Origin of the sequence: Micromonospora sp. NBC_00860, from assembly GCF_045207375.1 — a bacterium.
GTDB lineage: Bacteria > Actinomycetota > Actinomycetes > Mycobacteriales > Micromonosporaceae > Micromonospora > Micromonospora vinacea.
This window is the reverse complement of sequence record NZ_CP108825.1, coordinates 6,211,545-6,229,755: the sequence shown is the minus strand read 5'-3', so window position 1 is coordinate 6,229,755 and position 18,211 is coordinate 6,211,545. Positions and strand designations below refer to the sequence as shown.

Genomic DNA, 18,211 nt, shown 5'->3' with positions numbered 1-18,211 from the left:
ACCAAGCCGGCGCTATCCTCCAGCGGTGACGGGAGCAGGACTAGGGAGGATGTCGCGATGATCGGAATGGTGCTCGCGGCCGGAGCGGGACGACGGCTGCGCCCGTACACCGACACCCTGCCCAAGGCGTTGGTGCCGGTGGACGGCGAGACGACGATCCTGGACATCGCGCTGGGCAACCTCGCCGAGGTCGGGCTCACCGACATCGTGATCGTCGTCGGCTACGCGGCGGACGCGGTCCGCGAGCGGCAGGCAGACCTGGAGAAGCGGTACGGGGTCACGCTCACCCTGGTGCACAACGACAAGGCCGAGGAGTGGAACAACGCCTACTCGCTCTGGCTCGCCCGGGAGTACTTCGCACGCGGGGTGCTGCTGGTCAACGGGGACACCGTGCACCCGGTGAGCGTGGAGAAGACCCTGCTCGCCGAGCGTGGCCCGGGCATCCTGCTCGCCGTGGACACCCTCAAGCCGCTGGCCGAGGAGGAAATGAAGACCACCTTCGACGCTGCCGGCCAGCTCACCCGGATCACCAAGATCATGGACCCGGGCGAGGCGTACGGGGAGTACATCGGCGCCACCCTGATCGAGCCGCAGGTCGCCGACGCCCTCGCCGACGCGCTGGAGGCGACCTGGCAACGGGACCCGAACCTCTACTACGAGGACGGCTACCAGGAGTTCTCCGACCGGGGCGGGGAGGTGCGGGCGGCGCCGATCGGTGACGTCCCCTGGGTCGAGGTCGACAACCACGCCGACCTGGCCCGGGCGCGGGAGATCGCGTGCCTCTACTAGCTCGGAGCGTCCTCACCCCGCTGCACATCGACGTGCGACGCGGGGCGGTCGCCGACCTGGGGGCGATCCTGGCCGACGGGCGGATCTCCTCCGGGGGTGACGTCGCGGTGGTGGTCGGCCCGGGTCAGGGCGCCCAGATCGCGGAGCTGATCCGACCGTCGCTGCGCTCCGCGGACGTCTTCACCGTCTCCGGCGGGACGCTGGACGCCGCCGACGACCTGGGCGGCAAACTCCGCGCCCGGTCGTACGACGCGGTGGTCGGCATCGGCGGCGGCAAGACCATCGACGTGGCCAAGTACGCGGCGACCCGCCGAGGGCTGCCGATGGTGTCGGTGGCGACCAGCCTCGCCAACGACGGGATCGCCTCCCCGGTGGCCAGCCTGATCACCGACGGGATCAAGGGCTCCTACGGCGTACACATCCCGATCGGGGTGATCGTCGACCTGGACTTCGTGGAGAGCGGCCCGGACCGGCACAACCGGGCCGGCATCGGCGACGTGATCAGCAACATCAGCGCGCTGGCCGACTGGGAGCTGTCCCGGCAGGTACGCGGTGAGCCGGTCGACGGGCTGGCCGCCTCGCTCTCGCGGGCGGGCGCCGAGGCGGTGCTCAACCACCCCGGCGACATGAGCGACGACGCCTTCGTGATCGTCCTCGCCGAGGCGTTGATCTCCAGCGGCCTCGCGATGGCTGTCGACGGCACCAGCCGTCCGTGCAGCGGCGGCTGCCACGAGATCATGCACGCGGTCGACGCGCTCTTCCCCGGCACCGCCTCACACGGTGAGCTGGCCGGGCTGGGCGCGCTGTTCTGCACCTGGCTGCGCGGAGACCTCCGCCGCTTCGGGGAGATGTCGGCCTGCCTGGCCCGGCACGGTCTGCCCCGGCTCCCCGCCGAGGTGGCGCTCACCGACGACCAGTTCATCGAGGCGGTGCAGTTCGCGCCGCGTACCCGGCCGGACCGGTACACCATCCTCGAACACCTGGCACTGTCGCCTACCGAGACCCGGGAGCGGCTGGCAGACTACGCCGGTGCAATCCGCGACCAGCTTGGCTGACCCCCGTCCCACCGTCGCCGACTTCCACCGGGTGAACCGGGGCGGCGGCCTGTTCAGCGAGTCGATCAGCCAGTGGCTGGGGGCCGTCTTCGCGCTCGTCGCCCAGCGGCTCGGGCTGCGACCGACCGCGTTGACCATCACCAACCTGGTGCTCGGGCTGGCCACCTCGGTCACCGTTGTGGCGCTCGCCGGCCCGGTCGCCGCCGGGGACGTACCTGCCTGGGTGGTCGGCCTGCTCGCCCTCATCGGCTGGCAGGTGGCGTACTCCCTGGACTGCGCCGACGGGCAGCTGGCCCGGGTGACCGGCCAGGGCAGCGCTGCCGGCGCCCGCGTCGACGTGCTCTGCGACGTGGCCGCGCAGATCGCCCTGGTGGCCGCCCTGGCCGCCACCGCCGTGGCCCAGGAGCCGGCCACGCCGACCTGGCTCGTGGCGACCTTCGCGGGCACCTGGATGGTCAACCTGGTGACGTCGGTGATGCAGGCCGGCCCGAACGCGGCCAGCATGGTCACCTCGACCTCGCTGCCGGTGCGCCTGGTGAAGCTGGTCCGCGACTACGGCGCTGTGGTGTTCGTGGCCGCCGTGGTGCTCGCCCTGGCCCCCGCGCTGGTCCTCTGGGTGATGGTCGCCTTCACCATCGTCAACGGTGGCTTCCTGCTGGCGAGCATCGCCTTCTCCGCCCGCGCCTCCCTGCGCTGACCCTCACCCGCGCGTCGCCCGTCCGCAAGATCCTCACCTGCCCGCCGCCCGCCCGCAAGATCCATCCAACTTCCCCGAAGTTGCTGCCTCCGACCGGCGGGAGACCCCAACATCCCTGATGTTGCGCGGATCTTGCGGGCAGATCCGCCTGGCCCATCCGCAGCGCCGCGCGGAGGGGCGGCGGCGTGGCGGCGTGGCGGCGTGGCGGCGTCCGCCGACAAGATCGCACTCGATCCAGGATGTAGTGGCCTCGGAGCAGCCGGAGGGGACTACATCCTGGATCGAGCGCGATCATGCAGGGCAGGGCGGGGCCGAGCCGTCCCGGCCAAGGCGAGGTGGGGCGGGCGGTGCGGGGTTCAGACGTGGTTGGGGGTTCGGGCCAGGCCTGCGTAGATGTCGATGAGCTGCTTGGTGACCACGTCGGGGTGGAAGATGCGCTCGTAGCGGGCGCGGGCGGCCACTGTCAGCCCGGACGCACCGGCGCGGGCGACCGGCAGTGCTGCCGCGAGCGCGGCGGGCTCCGGGGCGACCACCCAACCGGCCTCGCCCAGAGCGATCCCCGCGGGCATGGGTGACCCGCCGCCCCCGGCCACCGCGGAGGCGTTCTCGGCGGGCCCGGTGCCGGCGGGCTCGTGCGGGGCGTCGGCCCCGACCAGGTACGGAATGCCGCCCAACGCCGTACCGAGCACCGGCCGGCCGTTCGCCAACGCCTCGATGATCACGGTGGGCAGCACGTCGTGCCACATCGCGGCGACGATCACCACAGCGCTCGCCTCGACCGCTGCCTGCACACCGGCCCGGTCGAGCTGGCCGAGGTAGACCACGTCGGGTCGCTCGGCGGCGGCTGCCTTCACGAGGTGGCGCAGCTCGCCGTCGCCGGCCACCCGCAGCGTGCCCAACGCACCCACCGGGTGCCGGCGCCAGGCGTCCAGCAGCAGGTCGACGCCCTTCTCGGGGGAGAGCCGGGCCATGTAGAGGAACCCGTCACCGAGCGGCGCCGGCCGGCCCGGGTCGGGTACGGAGTTCGGCTTCACCACGATGCGTTCGTCCGGAATGCCGTAGTCGCTGAGGTGGTCGGCGATCGCCGTGGTGAGCGCGATGTACCGATCCACGGAGCGCCAGGTGCCGCGGTGCACGGCCAGGGTGGTCGCCATCAGCGCGCTCTGCACCGCCGAGTCGCGGTAGCAGCGGTGCTTGATCGCCGGCACACCCAACGCTCGGCCCTTGCAGTCCTGACAGATCACCCCGTCGCGGAAGTAGATCCCCGACGAGCAGACCTGCCGGTAGTTGTGCACCGTCTGTACCACCGGCACGCCGTGCCGGTGCGCTGTCCGCACCACCCAGGGCGAGATCAGGGGGTACGGGTTGTGCAGGTGCAGAACGTCCGGTCGGTGCTCGGTGAGCAGCCGGCTCAGGTCGTGCTGGGCGCGCGGCGCCCAGATCGGCGAGATCGGCAGTAGCGCCTTCGCCGACTTCGACATCGAGGGGATCTCGTCCGAGCTGCGGATGAAGGGCAGCACCTCGACGCCAGCGGCGGTGAGCTGAGCGATCTCCGAGTCGACGATCGTGTTCTCACCGGAGGGCTGGGCTTCCCGGTACCGGTTGTGTGCCACCACGATTCTCACGGGAAAGAAGGCTACCGTTGTGTCGTGCCCGAACTACCGGAGGTTGAGGCGCTCGCGGGTTACCTGCGTCAGCGCGCGGTGGGGCGGCGCGTCGATCGGCTGGAGATCGCCGCGATCAGCGCCCTGAAGACGTACCAGCCGGCGCCGGCCGAGGTCGCCGGCCGGGCGGTGGTCGACGCCACTCGGCACGGCAAGTTCCTCGATGTCCTGTTCGAGGGTGGCCTGCACCTGGTGGTGCATTTGGCGCGGGCGGGCTGGCTGCACTACCGGGAGGCGTTCCCCTCCACCACCCCGCTGCGTCCCGGCAAGGGCCCGATCGCTGTCCGGATACGCCTGGACGACGGTTCCGGCTTCGACCTCACCGAGGCCGGCACGCAGAAGAAGCTGGCCGCGTACCTGGTCACCGACCTGGCGGAGGTCCCCGGGGTGGCCAAGCTGGGCCCGGACGCGCTCGCCTCGGATCTGCCCACCTTCGCCGAGCGGCTGCGGAGCCGGCGGGGGCAGGTCAAGGGGGTGCTGACCGACCAGTCGGTGCTGTCCGGGGTGGGCAACGCGTACTCAGACGAGATCCTGCACGCCGCGAAGCTGTCCCCGTTCGCGATCACCGATCGGCTCACCGACGACCAGATCGCCACAGTGCACGCCGCCACCCGACAGGTCCTCGGCGACGCGGTCGAGCGGTCCCTCGGTCAGCGGGCCGCGGAGCTCAAGGGTGAGAAGCGCTCCGGGCTGAAGGTGCACGCCCGCACCGGGCTGCCCTGCCCGGTGTGCGGGGACACCGTGCGCGAGGTGTCGTTCGCCGACTCCAGCCTCCAGTACTGCCCGACCTGCCAGACCGGCGGAAAGCCGCTCGCTGACCGTCGGTTGTCCCGTCTCGTACGGTGAGTAATTCCACTCCACGACTACGGAGCGGAATCGCCCTCACTGAGTGGAAGCTCCGGTCCGCCGTTCTGGTCAGGCGCGCATCCATCGGTATAGTGGCCCGGTCCCCGGCTTCTGAAATGGTGCGGAGCCGGCCAGATCCTGCCAGCACCGTCAGTCGCCAATCTCCTTCGGGGCGGCGACCGGTCGGAGCCCGCGTGGGAGACTGGGACGGTGGGCGACCGGGCCTTCACGGTGAGTGAGCGGCCCGTGTCATGCGGGAGGACATGGGTGAGGTGACGGCAAGCCTCCAGCGCCCGGTAACCAACGAAGGCCGGAGCAGACTCGTGCGGCACGTCGACAGCTTCGAGATCCAGCCGCCGACGCCGCCGTCCCACAACGGCGTACCCCGGTCGGCCTGGGCCCGAGCGCGACGTCGTGTCTCCCGCTGGCACCGCCCGTACACGGCGATCCTGCTGCTGCTCGACTTCGGCGCGGCGGCGTTCGCCAGTTGGATCGCGATCCAGCTGTTCGACCAGGCCGCCTCCGGGTTCAACGACCTCAAGCAGGACCCGACCTGGTTCCACACCGTCTCCTACCTGCTGCTGCCGCTCGGCTGGGTGGTCATCCTCTGGAGCAACCGGGCCTACGACCGGCGCTATCTGGGCCTCGGCCCGGACGAGTTCAAGCGGGTCATCAGGGCCGCGGTGACGGTCGCCGCGAGCGTCTCGTTCCTCGCGTTCGCCACCAAGACCGCGCTGTCCCGGTGGACGGTCGGCACGGCGCTGCTCGGCGCGCTGCTGTTGATCCTGTGGGGCCGTTTCGTGGCCCGCTGGGCGCTGCACTACATCCGGCGGCGGGCCGGCCAGGCCGCGCACCGGATGGTGCTGGTCGGCACCCTGCCGGAGTGCCTGGAGGTCTACGCGGCGGTCACCCGCAGCCCGGCCGCCGGGCTGATGCCCGTCGCCATCCACATCACCGATGGGTACGCGGCTGCCCGAGGCATGCCGACTCCGGTTCCGGTGTACGCCGGACGCGACGTCCTGGCCCTGGTCCGTGAGGTCGGTGGGGACACCATCGCGGTCTGCGGGTCGGCGAGCGCGGAGCCGGGCGAGCTGCGTCGGCTGGCCTGGCAGTTGGAGGGCTCCGGCGTCGACCTGGTGGTCGCCCCGCAGTTGACCGACATCGCCGGGCCCCGGGTGCACATCCGGCCGATCGAGGGTCTGCCGCTGCTGCACGTCGAGGAGCCGACCCTCTCCGGGCCGGCGCTGCTGGCGAAGAACCTGATGGACCGGGTCGCCGCCGGCCTCGGCCTGCTGCTGCTGGTCCCGCTCTTCCTGGCCATCGCCGTGGCGATCCGGATCTCCGATCCCGGGCCGGTCTTCTTCCGCCAGCCCCGGGTGGGGCACGAGGGGCGCACGTTCCGGGTGTGGAAGTTCCGGACGATGTACGTCAACGCCGAGGACCGGTTGGCGAGCCTGGTCGACCGCAACGAAACCGACGGCATGCTGTTCAAGATGAAGGAGGACCCCCGGGTCTTCCCGGTCGGTCGTTTCCTCCGGGCCACCTCGCTGGACGAACTGCCGCAGTTGATCAACGTGCTCTGGGGCGAGATGTCGCTGGTCGGGCCCCGCCCGCTGCCGGCCGACGACGGTGACTTCCTGGGTGACGTACGCCGCCGCCTGCTGGTCCGCCCCGGCATGACCGGCCTGTGGCAGGTCTCCGGCCGCTCCGACCTGTCCTGGGACGAGTCGGTCCGACTGGACCTCTACTACGTCGACAACTGGTCGCTCGCGTACGACCTGAGCATCCTGTGGCGCACTGTCGGGGTGGTGCTCGCCCGCAAGGGCGCGTACTAGAAGGTTGGCGCGCCGGCTCGCAGGGGCGAGGATCGCTGCGTGGCTGCCAACCTCTCCGCCGTGGTCGGCGTCGTCTCACTCGTCACCGCGCTGACCGCGGCCCTGTTGGCGGTGCTGCGGCTGCGGGCGCGCCGTGGCATCGCCACCGCCACCCAGCGGGCCACCTACGAGGTGCTGCACACCGCCGGCCTGGCCGCCGAGCCGCTGCGCGCGGGGTTGAGCGAGGCGGGCGCGACGAAGGCCGTACGCCATCTGCGGGCGCTGGTGGGCGCGGTCGGGCTGGCGCTCACCGACGCCGACCGGCTGCTGGCCCTCGACGGGCGCGGCACGCACCACGGGGAGCAACTGCTCGCGGCGGCCCAGCGGACTGTGGACTCCGGCCGCTCGACGGTGCTGGGTGAGCAGGAGCTGCACTGCGACCGGGTCGACTGCCCGATCCGGGGGGCGGTGGTCGCACCGTTGCTGGGGGCGGACGGCCGGGTGGTGGGCGCGCTGGTGGCGGTCGCCGACAGCCCACCGCCGCCGGGGTTGGTGCAGGCCACCCTGGAGACGGCGCACTGGGCCGGCAACCAGCTCGCCCTGGCCGAGTTGGACTCGTCGCGGGAGCGGCTGGCCCGCGCCGAGATCCGCGCGTTGCGGGCGCAGATCAGCCCGCACTTCATCTACAACGCGCTGACCGCGATCGGCTCGTTCGTGCGCACCGATCCGGAGCGGGCCCGGGAGCTGATCCTGGAGTTCGCGGAGTTCACCAGGTACTCGTTCCGGGCGCACGGGGAGTTCACCACCCTGGCCGAGGAGCTGCGGTCGATCGACCGTTACCTGACCATCGAGCGGGCCCGGTTCGGGGACCGGTTGCAGGTGCGGCTGCAGATCGCTCCGGAGGTGCTGCCGGTGACGCTGCCGTTCCTCTGCCTCCAGCCGTTGGTGGAGAACGCGGTCCGCCACGGGTTGTCCCGCAAGCCGGGCACGGGCATGGTGAGCATCGAGGCCCGGGACGCGGGCGCCGAATGCCACATCACGGTGGAGGACGACGGAGTGGGAATGGATCCGACCACGCTGACCGCCGGCATCGCCGAGCTGGCCCGCGGCGCCGGCGACCCCGGTGACGACACGGGCCAGCACGTCGGCCTCTCCAACGTCGACGAGCGGCTGCGGTCGGTCTTCGGGGACCGGTTCGGCCTGGTCGTGGAGACCGGGTTGGGCTCGGGCACGAAGGTGAGCATGCGGGTCCCGAAGTTCCATCCCGGCGTACGGGCAGGGTCGTGAGCGAGCGAACCGCGACGGGTGCGGTGAACGCGACCGGTTTCCTGCGGGTCCTCGCTGTGGACGACGAGCCGCCCGCGCTCGACGAGCTGGCGTACCACCTGCGGGCCGACCCCCGGGTGGCCCGGCTGCACACGGCCGGGGATGCCACCGAGGCGCTGCGGCTGCTGCGCGACGGCGACGTGGACGTGGTCTTCCTGGACATCCGGATGCCCGGCCTGGACGGCATGGAGCTGGCCCGGGTGCTGCGCCGCTTCGCCCGGCCACCGGCGATCGTGTTCGTCACCGCGTACGACGACGGCGCGGTGGACGCGTTCGACCTGGGCGCCACCGACTACGTGCGGAAACCGGTTCGCGCCGATCGGCTGGCCGAGTCGCTGCGCCGGGTGATCGGCTCGCGGGTGGTGGCGTCGCACCCGGCGGCGCTGGCCCGCGCGGAGGAGGACCCGACCATCCCCATCGAGTTGGCCGGCACCACCCGGATGCTGCCCCGCTCGGCGGTGCGGTGGGTGGAGGCGCAGGGTGACTACGCCCGGTTGCACACCGCGGAGGGGTCGCATCTGGTGCGGGTCTCGCTGGCCACCCTCGCGGAGCGCTGGGCCGATGCGGGGTTCGTCCGGGTGCACCGGTCGTACCTGGTCCAGTTGAAGTTGATCGCGGAGTTGCGGCTGGTCAACTCCGGTTACGTGGTGGTGATCGACTCCACCGAGTTGCCGGTGAGCCGGCGGCACACCCGTGAGCTGAAGGACAAGCTGGTCAGGGCCGCGAAGCAGGATTGGAGTCGCTGAGCCGGGAATGAAGCCACCCCTACCGTACGTTGTACGCTAGTCCGTACGACTTCCGGGAGGCCTGCCGTGACCGAGACCCCGTTCAACGCCGAATCCGAGTTCGACAGCCAACTCGACCGACTGGTGCAGCTCGGCTACCCCGCTCTCGCCGGGCTGACCGAGAGCGCCTTCCGCAACCTGGTCGCGCCACTGCGGGCCCGAGCGGCCGAGGGCACCGCCGGGCTACCCGCCCCCACCGACGCCCGGGTGCCGTTCCTGCTGGTCATCACCCGGGACCTCATCGGGGTGCCGGAACGGGTGGAGCTGACCACCCTCGCCGGCAAGCGCAAGCCCGGCGTCGTCGACCGGAACTACGCCGAGGACGACCTGCCCCGCTTCGACCCGATCAAGGAGTTGGAGGTGCCGGCCGGGCCGGCCTACCTGCTCTTCGACGTCGACCGGGGTGAGGAGTTCCGCAACCTGGCACCGGCCACCGCCATGGAGGGGATCACCGCGCAGGGCCGGTTGCCGCTGAGCATCGACGAGGGGCTCGCCTTCGTCACGCTGCACCCGGCCGCGTTGGCGAGCAACAGGTGCTTCTCGCTGATCGGCTCCCGCTGCGGCGACAAGCGGGTGCCGGCGCTCTGGATCAGCCAGGGCGCACCCAAGCTGGGCTGGTGCTGGTACGGCAACCCGCACACCTGGCTCGGCTCCGCGTCGGCCCGACCGGAGCGCATCGGCCTGGAGTGACAACGGGCCGCCGTTGATCGACTCGGGTTCCTGAAAGTCGGGCCATCCCATCAACCCGGATGGCCCGACTTTCCACACCTCGGTCGGTTGTCCACAACGAGCCTCCGGAGTTCCCACACGCCAGCCGGCATGATCCCCGAGTTATCCACAGGCGTGAGCGGTTCTCCACAGGTTGTTCACAACGCAAACCACTGATCTCCACGGCCGCTCCCTACAGTCAGGACCCATGAACGAACGCCGGGTACTGGTGGTCGAGGACGAACGGACCATCGCCGAGTCCATCGCCGCCCGACTACGGGCCGAGGGTTTCAGTGTGGAGATCGCGGCGGACGGGCCCAGCGCGGTCGCGCAGTTCCACGCCGGACAGCCGGATCTCGTCGTCCTCGACGTGATGCTGCCCGGCTTCGACGGCTTGGAGGTGTGCCGCCGGATCCAGGCCGACAGGCCAGTGCCGGTGCTGATGCTCACCGCCCGGGACGACGAGACCGACCTGCTCGTGGGGCTGGCGGTCGGCGCGGACGACTACCTCACCAAGCCGTTCTCGATGCGGGAACTCACCGCCCGGGTGCATGTTCTGCTGCGTCGGATGGAGCGGGCCGCCGCCACCCCCGCGCCGCCCGCCATCCGCCTCGGCGACATCGAAATCAACGAGGCCGAGCGACGGGTCCGCCGGGCCGGGGCGGACGTGCACCTCACCCCGACCGAGTTCGACCTGCTGGTCCACCTCGCGGGTCGACCCCGCACGGTGCTCCCCCGGGAACGGCTGCTCGCCGACGTCTGGGGATGGGGCGACGGGAGCGGCACCCGCACCGTGGACAGCCACATCAAGGCTCTGCGCCGCAAGCTGGGTGCGGATCTCATCCGCACCGTGCACGGGGTCGGCTACGCCCTGGAGGTGCCTGCGTGACCGGCCGGCTGGTGAACTGGCTGGATCGGGTGCTGCCCCGCCCGCTGGACCCGGTCCGCTCGATCAAGATGAAGCTCGGCGTTCTGCTGGTTGCCTCCTGGGCCGTGGCCATCGGCTACTTCTGGTACGGCATCGGTTGGCTCCCACCGGGCACCTCGATCACGGTCATCTGCATCGCGCTGGTCACCTCGCAGGTGCTCGCTCACGGGATGACCTCGCCGCTGCGCGAGATGACCGCCGCCGCCGGCGCGATGGCCCGCGGCGACTACACCCGTCGGGTGCGCGCCACCTCCCGGGACGAGGTCGGCGAGCTGGCCCAGGCGTTCAACAAGATGGCCGAGGACCTGCACGCCGCCGACCAGCGTCGACGGGAGCTGATCGCCAACGTCTCGCACGAGTTGCGTACGCCGATCACCGCGTTGCAGGGCGTGCTGGAGAACATGGTGGACGGGGTGGCCGACCCCGAACCCGCGGCGCTGCGTTCGGCGTTGGCCCAGACCGAACGGCTCGGGCACCTCGTCGCCGACCTGCTCGACCTGTCCCGACTCGACGCCGGGGTGGTGCCGCTGCGGCGAGTACGCATCGACGTGGGGGACTTCCTCGACGAGGCGGTCGAGCACGCCACGGCCAGCGCGTCCGGCGCCGGCCTGGACGTGCGCTTCCAGCTCCGCGACCTGCCGGCACCGCTGACTGTCAACGCGGACCCGTGGCGGCTGCACCAGGTCTTCGCGAACCTCCTCGACAATGCGGCGCGACACAGCCCACCCGGCGGCACGGTGCGGGTGAGCGCCGAGGAACACGGCGACCAGCTCCGCTTCGAGGTGAGCGACGAGGGCCAGGGCATTCCGCCCTCCGAGCGTTCCCGGGTGTTCGAGCGGTTCACCCGCGGCGACCGGTCCGCCGGAGGCGGGACCGGGCTCGGCCTGGCCATCGCCCGGTGGGTCGTCGAACTCCACGGCGGTCAGATCGGTGTCCTCGATCCCGCCGGACCAGAGCAGGGTGACCGGCCCGGCTGCCGCATCCAGGTCACCATCCCGTGCCACGGGCCATACCGAGAAGAGGCCGCATGACCAGCCCCGGCAGTACCCCACTCCCGGCCACCGGGCCGACCGGGCCGGCGCCTGTCGCCCCAACCGTCAGGCCCGGACCGGCGGCACCGCCGGCAGCGGGTTGGCCCCAGGCGGCTCCGGCCGCACCGGCCCTGCCCCGGCCACCATCGATGATCGCGCGGCGCTGGCCGGGACCATCCGGCGATGCGCGTCCGATGGTGCTGGTGGCGTCGATGGCGGCGGCAGTCGTCGGCGCCTCGGTGCTCACGACAGTTCGTCCTGGCCTCGGCTGGCTGGTCGCCGCGTTGGCCGGCACGGCCGCCCTCGGCACCGCCGCCGTCGTCAGGTCCGGGACGTCAGCCCCGGTTGCGGTCCGCAGCGAGCCGACCGAGCCCGGCACCGCAGCCGGCGCCGAACCCGCCCGTCCCGGTGCCACGGGGGCACCGGGGCGGGTGGCGCAGGTCGCCTGGGCTGCGGCGACTGTCGCTTTGGTCGCCGTCGGCACGTTCCGGTCCGCCGGTTGGCTCTTCGCGCTCTGCGTGCTCGCCGCGGTGGCGACCGGGACGCTCACGGTGACCGGCGGGCGAAGCCCGCTCGGAATGCTTGTCGCCGCGACGCTGCCACCGGCCGCAACGGTACGGGCGCTCCCGTGGGCCGTACGCGGAGTGCGCCACAACCGCCCGGCGGGCTCGGGGATCGGGTTCGGACGCATCCTGACCAGCCTGGCAATGTCCGCCGTCCTGCTGACGCTGTTCGGGTTGCTCTTCTCCTCCGCCGACGCGGTCTTCGCCAACCTGGTCGGCGGTCTGCTGCCCGACATCGCGCCGGCCGGTGTGATCGGTTGGTTGCTGCGGCTCATCCTGCTCGGCGGCGGTCTGCTCGGCGGCGCGTACCTGGTCAGCCGCCCACCCGACCTGGAGGGCCTGCGACCGGCGTCGTCACGGCCTGCCCACCGGTTGGAGTGGACCCTCCCGCTGGTGTTGCTCGACGCCCTGTTCGCCGTGTTCGTGCTGGTCCAGCTGACTGTGTTGTTCGGCGGGGCGGGGCACGTGCTGCGGACGGCCGGTCTCACCTACGCCCAGTACGCCCGCGGCGGGTTCTGGCAACTGCTCGCCGTCACCGCGCTCACCCTGCTGGTGATCGCGATCGCCGCTCGCCGGGCGCCGAAGGCCACCCGGGCGGACCGGCTGCTGGTCCGCGTGCTGCTCGGCACGCTCGCCGCGCTCAGTCTGGTGATCGTCGCCTCGGCGCTCTACCGGATGCAGGTCTACGCCGACGCGTACGGCGCCACCCGGCTGCGGCTCGTCGTGTCGACTGTCGAACTCTGGCTCGGGCTGCTCTTCGTCCTGGTCGGGGTGGCCGTGGTGCGGTTGCGGGCCGACTGGCTCCCCCGGTTGGTGGTCGGCACGGCGGTGCTGGCGCTGCTCGGGTTGGCCGTTCTCAACCCGGACCGCCTGATCGCCGAACGGAACGTCGACAGGTACCTGGAAACCGGCCGGTTGGACGTCAGCTACCTGTCCGGCCTGTCGGCCGACGCCGTACCGGCCCTGAGCCGGTTGCCCGAGCCGATGCGCTCCTGCGCGTTGGGGGAGATCGCCGCCGAGCTGCCCCGGGACGGCTTCTTCGCGACGAACCTCGGTAGGGAGCGGGCCCGGCGGGTTCTCGACACGGCCCCCGTGAGCGCCAGCGTTACCGAGTGCCTCGGGTTGCAACGCTGGTGAGCGTGAGCGCTTGACAATCGCGTACGGCGGGCGAGACTGCCGGGGTGGCCAAGCAACTCCCTGATGTGGGGTCGGGCGGTGCGGTACCGCCGCCCCGGCGGTCCCGGATCGTGCTGGCCGAGATCACCCGGCAGGACACCCGCGCCGAGCGGACCCGCGCCGAGCTGGCCCAGCAGACCCAGGTCGGCGAGGCGCTGGTCCGCGGCCTGGTCCGGGCCCAACTCGCGCTGGCGCTGCGGCTGTCCCTGGTGGTGGCCATCGGGTTGGGCGGCTTGCCCTGGCTGTTCGCGATCGCGCCGTCGCTCGGCCGGACCACCGTCGCCGGTGTCAACCTGCCGTGGCTGCTGCTCGGGGTGGCATCCTTCCCGTTCCTGATCGCTGTGGGCTGGGCGTACGTGCGGTTGGCCGAGCGCAACGAGCAGGACTTCACCGACCTGGTGCAACGGCCGGAGCGCTGAGTGGGCAACGACTTCGTGGTCCCGGCCATCGTGGCGGTCACCCTGGTCACCGTCGGGATCGGCTTCTACGGGCTGCGGTTGGCCCGGACCACGTCCGACTTCCTGGTGGCGTCCCGCGCGATCAGTCCGACGTGGAACGCCGCCGCCATCGGCGGGGAGTACCTGTCGGCGGCGAGCTTCCTCGGCATCGCGGGGCTGGTCCTCAAGTACGGCGTGGACGTGCTCTGGTACCCGGTCGGGTTCGCCGCTGGCTACCTGGCCCTGCTGCTCTTCGTGGCCGCTCCGCTGCGCCGCTCCGGGGCGTTCACACTGCCCGACTTCTGCGAGCTGCGGCTGGGGTCGCGTCGACTCCGCATCCTGGCCACCGCCTTCGTGATCTTCATTGGTTGGCTGTACCTGGTGCCGCAGCTCCAGGGCGCCGGGCTGACCCTGGCCACGGTGGCCGGCTCCCCGTACCCGCTCGGAGCTCTGCTGGTGGCGGCCGTTGTCACCGCGAACGTGGCGCTGGGCGGAATGCGCGCGATCACCTTCGTGCAGGCGTTCCAGTACTGGCTCAAACTGACCGCTCTCGCCGTACCGGTGGTCTTCCTGGCCCTGCAGTGGCAGGCCGACGGCCGACCGGCGGTGACCCCACCCGACGGGCCGACGTTCCGGGCCGCGACCACAGTCGTGGTCGAGCACCGCGCGACCCTCACCCTGCCCGACGGTGACATCCGGGAGGTACGCCCCGGCGACGAGCTGACCTTCGCGGCCGGCGACCCGGTGCCGGAGGTTTCCGGGGTGGCCACCGATGCCAACGACTGGTTGCTGCCCAGCGCCGCAGGTGACGACGACCGTGGCCTCTTCGCCACGTACTCGCTGATCCTGGCCACTTTCCTGGGCACCATGGGCCTGCCGCACGTGTTGGTGCGCTTCTACACCAACCCGGACGGCGCAGCGGCCCGCCGGACCACACTGGTCGTGCTCGCGTTGGTCGGCGCTTTCTATCTGCTGCCCACCCTGTACGGGGTGCTCGGCCGGATCTACACCCCGCAACTGCTGCTCAGCGGCCAGACCGACGCGGTGGTGGTGCTGCTACCCGGCGCGGCCCTGGGCGACGGGCTGACCGGGCGACTGCTCGCCGCGCTGGTCGCCGCGGGCGCCTTCGCGGCGTTCCTCTCCACCTCGTCCGGGCTGCTGACCAGCGTCGCCGGGGTGATCTCGACGGACGTGCTCGGTCGCGGCTCGGTACGCGGGTTCCGGCTGGCCACGGTCATCGCCGGTGGTGTGCCGGCGGTGCTCTCGCTGCACGTCTCCGGACTGGACGTGTCGCAGGTCGTCGGGCTGGCCTTCGCGGTCGCCGCGTCGAGCTTCTGTCCGCTGCTGGTGCTCGGCATCTGGTGGCGCGGGCTGACCGACGTGGGCGCCACCGCCGGCGTGGTGGTCGGCGGCGGCGCGGCGATCGGCGCGGTGCTGGTCACCGTGCTCGGCCCACCGCTGTCCGGCTGGCCGGCCACGCTCATCGCGCAGCCGGCCGCCTGGACGGTGCCGCTGGCCTTCACGGTGATGGTCGCCGTGTCGATGGCGACCCGCCGCCGAGCTCCCGCTGACGTCGCCGCCACCATGCTCCGCCTGCACACCCCGGAAGCCCTCCGGATGCAGTGATCAACAGCATCCGAGCCTTCCCCCGCGATCTTGCACTTTCTGTCCCGACGCAAGCGTCATATCAGCCCATTTCGACAACAGAAGCTGCAAGATCGGCGCGATCGTCGTCCGCCTCGGGGATGATCGCAGGTCCGCCCGTCGCCGGACGGCGGAACTGGCGATCGACGGATAACGTCGGCGCATGACTGTTGAGCACCCCGCGCTCGCACTGCGTGGCCTGGCCAAGCGGTTCGACGGCACGATCGCGGTGGCCGGCGTCGACCTGGACGTTCCCGCCGGTTCCTTCTATGGCCTGCTCGGCCCGAACGGTGCTGGCAAGACGACCACCCTGTCGATGGCTGTCGGGTTGTTGCGGCCGGACGCCGGCTCGGCCTGGGTGCTCGGGCACGACGTCTGGCAGGACCCGGTCACCGCCAAGCGGCTGCTCGGCGTGATGCCCGACGGGGTGCGGTTGTTCGACAGGCTGACCGGGGCGGAGCTGCTGGCGTACAACGGGTTGTTGCGCGGGATGGACCCGGCGGTGGTCGACCAGCGGGCTGCCGAGCTGCTGGACGTGCTGGCGCTCGGCGACGCCGGTCGGACGCTGGTGGTGGACTACTCGGCTGGCATGAAGAAGAAGATCGGCCTGGCCTGCGCGCTGCTGCACGGCCCTCGGGTGCTGGTGTTGGACGAGCCGTTCGAGGCTGTCGACCCGGTCTCCGCCGCGCTGATCCGGGACATCCTCACCCGCTACGCGGCCGGCGGCGGCACTGTGGTGTTCTCCAGTCACGTGATGGAGGTCGTCGAGCGGCTCTGCTCGCACGTGGCGATCCTGGCCGGCGGCACCATCAAGCGGGTCGGGACCATCGACGAGGTTCGTGGCGGTCGCTCGTTGGAGCAGGTCTTCGTCGAGGTGGTCGGCGGCCGCACCGCGACCGGCGAGGAGCTGTCGTGGCTCTCCCAGTGAGCGCGGACGCCAGCCCCGCCGCGCCGGTACGGTCGGTCTCCGCTCGACACTTCGTGCGGCTCAAGCTGCGGGTGATGGGCAACAACTTCCGGGGCCAGGGCTGGCGGATCGCAATGTTCGTCGGCGGCGCGTTGCTCGGGCTCTGGTTCGCCGCCGCCGGGTTCCTCCTCTTCGCCGCCCCCGGCCTGACCGGCGACGGCCGGTACGCGGTGCTGATCGCTGCGGCGGGTGGCGGGCTGCTGGTGCTCGGTTGGCTGTTCCTGCCACTCGTCTTCTTCGGTGTGGACGAGACACTGGACCCGGCCCGGTTCGCGCTGCTGCCGCTGCCCCGGCGCACGTTGGTGACCGGCCTGTTCGTGGCGGCCCTGATCAGCGTGCCGGTGCTGGCGGTGCTCATCGCGTCGTTCGGGCTGGTGCTGACCGCCTGGTCGTTGGGTGGCTGGTCGGCGGGTTTGGTCGCCGTCGTGGGTGTGCTCGCCGGGATACTGCTCTGTGTGGCCGCCAGCCGGGCGGTGACCAGCGCCTTCGCCACCATGTTGCGGTCCCGGCGGGTCCGCGACCTGGCGGCCGTGCTGCTGGCGGTGACCGCCGCGCTGCTCGGCCCGTTGCAGGTCTTCGGCCTCGCCGCGCTGCGCGAGGCGGACTGGACCCGGTTGACCGGTGCGGCGACCGTGATCGGTTGGACGCCGCTCGGCGCTCCGTGGACCGTCGGCATCGACGTGGCCCAGGGGCGGGTGTGGGCGGCACCGGTCAAGTTGCTGATCACGGTGGTGGCGCTCGGCGCCCTGCTGGCCTGGTGGTCCCGGTCGATCGAGTCGGCGATGGTGGGTGCGGCGAGCGCCGGTAAGGCCCCGGTGCGGCGCGGGGTCACCGGCGGCGCTGTCGCCCAACTGTTTCCCCGGGTCGCCAGCTGGGCCGGCCGGGACCGGTTCGGTGCCCTGGTCGCCCGGGAGGCCCGTTACTGGTGGCGGGACGCGCGACGCCGGGCCAACCTGATCACGATCGCGGTGGTCGGCATCTTCGTGCCAGTGATGATCAACGTGACCGGTGGGGACTTCGCGGCCATGGGCGACGAGGGGTTCACGGCGGCTGCCAGCGACAGCTCACCTGTCGTGGTCACCATCTCCATGCTCCTCGTGGGAGTGCTCGCCGCCGTCACCCTGGCCAACCAGTTCGGCTTCGACGGCAGCGCGTACGCCGCGAACGTGGTGGCCGGAGTGCCCGGCCGGGTCGAGTTGCGGGCCCGGATGACGGCCTTCTCGCTGTACGTGCTGCCGATGCTGGGCGTCGTCTCGGTGGTGTTGTCGTTGGTGCTCGCCCGGCCGGGGTGGATCGGGCTCACCATCGGCGGCCTGGTCGCGACCTACGGTGCCGGGCTGGCGGTGAACAGCCTGGTCTCGGTGCTCGGGGCGTACTCACTGCCGGAGACGAGCAACCCGTTCGCCATGAACAGCGGCGCGGGCCTGGCGAAGGGGCTGCTGACCCTGCTGGCCATGCTCGCCTCGGTGGTCGCCGCGGTGCCGATGGTGGTGGCCGCCGCGCTGCTCGGTGACGCGTGGCTCTGGCTGGCCCTGCCGGTCGGCGTCGCGTACGGGCTGGGCGCGGCGCTGCTGGGCGCGTACCTGGCCGGCGACGTGCTGGACCGCCGCCAGCCGGAGCTGCTGGCCACTGTCACGCCGCGCCGCTAACCGGCGCGTCGGCCGGGGTCCTGGGCAGCGGAAATGACCGCGCGGGCATAGTCCTCGGTTTACAGGAGTCCGGGAATCAGGCACGGCTCGAATTCCGCAGAGCCGGATCGCCTGCTCCTCATGGTTGCGCCA

Annotated in this window: 16 protein-coding genes; 15 read left to right on the top strand and 1 reads right to left on the bottom strand. The window is 71.7% G+C overall.

Annotation, left to right across the window (positions count from 1 at the left end; translation table 11 throughout):
* The first annotated feature begins 57 nt into the window (after nucleotides 1-57).
* From OH804_RS28740 to OH804_RS28730, 3 genes are read left to right on the top strand one after another with little or no spacing between them, the layout of a single operon-like run.
* Nucleotides 58-789: a sugar phosphate nucleotidyltransferase gene (locus OH804_RS28740; RefSeq protein WP_196920269.1), complete on the top strand. Its 732-nt coding sequence runs from the start codon at nucleotides 58-60 to the stop codon at nucleotides 787-789.
* Nucleotides 777-1,844 carry an iron-containing alcohol dehydrogenase family protein gene (locus tag OH804_RS28735; RefSeq protein ID WP_334500071.1) on the top strand — a complete coding sequence of 356 codons (1,068 nt, stop codon included), beginning with the start codon at nucleotides 777-779 and terminating at the stop codon, nucleotides 1,842-1,844. Before OH804_RS28740 ends, OH804_RS28735 begins: the two co-directional genes overlap by 13 nt.
* Nucleotides 1,819-2,541 (top strand): CDP-alcohol phosphatidyltransferase family protein, encoded by a 723-nt coding sequence (locus tag OH804_RS28730; RefSeq protein ID WP_406060672.1) that lies wholly within the window; start codon nucleotides 1,819-1,821, stop codon nucleotides 2,539-2,541. Before OH804_RS28735 ends, OH804_RS28730 begins: the two co-directional genes overlap by 26 nt.
* Nucleotides 2,542-2,897: 356 nt before the next feature.
* Here OH804_RS28730 and OH804_RS28725 read toward each other — a convergent pair whose 3' ends face one another.
* Nucleotides 2,898-4,166, bottom strand: coding sequence for a glycosyltransferase family 4 protein (locus OH804_RS28725; protein WP_406060670.1), 1,269 nt, complete (start codon nucleotides 4,164-4,166; stop codon nucleotides 2,898-2,900).
* Between the two features lie 24 nt (nucleotides 4,167-4,190).
* Between OH804_RS28725 and OH804_RS28720 the strand changes: the two genes are divergently transcribed.
* The 12 genes from OH804_RS28720 (at nucleotide 4,191) to OH804_RS28665 (ending at nucleotide 18,079) form a co-directional block, all read left to right on the top strand.
* The gene (locus OH804_RS28720; RefSeq protein WP_406060668.1) at nucleotides 4,191-5,051 is read left to right on the top strand and encodes an Fpg/Nei family DNA glycosylase; all 861 of its coding nucleotides are present in this window, start codon (nucleotides 4,191-4,193) and stop codon (nucleotides 5,049-5,051) included.
* A gap of 263 nt (nucleotides 5,052-5,314) precedes the next feature.
* The gene (locus OH804_RS28715) at nucleotides 5,315-6,886 is read left to right on the top strand and encodes a sugar transferase (RefSeq protein WP_196924698.1); all 1,572 of its coding nucleotides are present in this window, start codon (nucleotides 5,315-5,317) and stop codon (nucleotides 6,884-6,886) included.
* Between the two features lie 39 nt (nucleotides 6,887-6,925).
* On the top strand, nucleotides 6,926-8,152 hold the full coding sequence (locus OH804_RS28710) for a sensor histidine kinase (protein WP_406060666.1): 1,227 nt from the start codon (nucleotides 6,926-6,928) through the stop codon (nucleotides 8,150-8,152).
* Nucleotides 8,153-8,175: 23 nt separating this feature from the next.
* A complete protein-coding gene (locus OH804_RS28705; RefSeq protein ID WP_406066709.1) occupies nucleotides 8,176-8,937 on the top strand; it encodes a LytR/AlgR family response regulator transcription factor in 762 nt (253 codons plus the stop codon).
* 66 nt (nucleotides 8,938-9,003) lie between these two features.
* Nucleotides 9,004-9,666, top strand: a complete 663-nt coding sequence (locus OH804_RS28700) for a DUF5701 family protein (protein WP_406060664.1) — start codon at nucleotides 9,004-9,006, stop codon at nucleotides 9,664-9,666.
* A gap of 226 nt (nucleotides 9,667-9,892) precedes the next feature.
* Nucleotides 9,893-10,573 (top strand): response regulator transcription factor, encoded by a 681-nt coding sequence (locus OH804_RS28695; RefSeq protein WP_406060662.1) that lies wholly within the window; start codon nucleotides 9,893-9,895, stop codon nucleotides 10,571-10,573.
* Entirely contained in the window at nucleotides 10,570-11,643 is a 1,074-nt protein-coding gene (locus tag OH804_RS28690; RefSeq protein ID WP_372432948.1) for a sensor histidine kinase, read from the top strand. Before OH804_RS28695 ends, OH804_RS28690 begins: the two co-directional genes overlap by 4 nt.
* Nucleotides 11,644-11,837: 194 nt before the next feature.
* Entirely contained in the window at nucleotides 11,838-13,343 is a 1,506-nt protein-coding gene (locus OH804_RS28685) for a DUF4153 domain-containing protein (RefSeq protein ID WP_406060660.1), read from the top strand.
* A gap of 44 nt (nucleotides 13,344-13,387) precedes the next feature.
* Entirely contained in the window at nucleotides 13,388-13,801 is a 414-nt protein-coding gene (locus OH804_RS28680) for a hypothetical protein (RefSeq protein WP_307788549.1), read from the top strand.
* Nucleotides 13,802-15,445 (top strand): cation acetate symporter, encoded by a 1,644-nt coding sequence (locus OH804_RS28675; protein WP_196920278.1) that lies wholly within the window; start codon nucleotides 13,802-13,804, stop codon nucleotides 15,443-15,445.
* Nucleotides 15,446-15,626: 181 nt separating this feature from the next.
* Nucleotides 15,627-16,391 (top strand): ABC transporter ATP-binding protein, encoded by a 765-nt coding sequence (locus OH804_RS28670; RefSeq protein ID WP_091396824.1) that lies wholly within the window; start codon nucleotides 15,627-15,629, stop codon nucleotides 16,389-16,391.
* On the top strand, nucleotides 16,388-18,079 hold the full coding sequence (locus OH804_RS28665) for an ABC transporter permease (RefSeq protein ID WP_406066707.1): 1,692 nt from the start codon (nucleotides 16,388-16,390) through the stop codon (nucleotides 18,077-18,079). Before OH804_RS28670 ends, OH804_RS28665 begins: the two co-directional genes overlap by 4 nt.
* The last annotated feature ends 132 nt before the right edge of the window (nucleotides 18,080-18,211 follow it).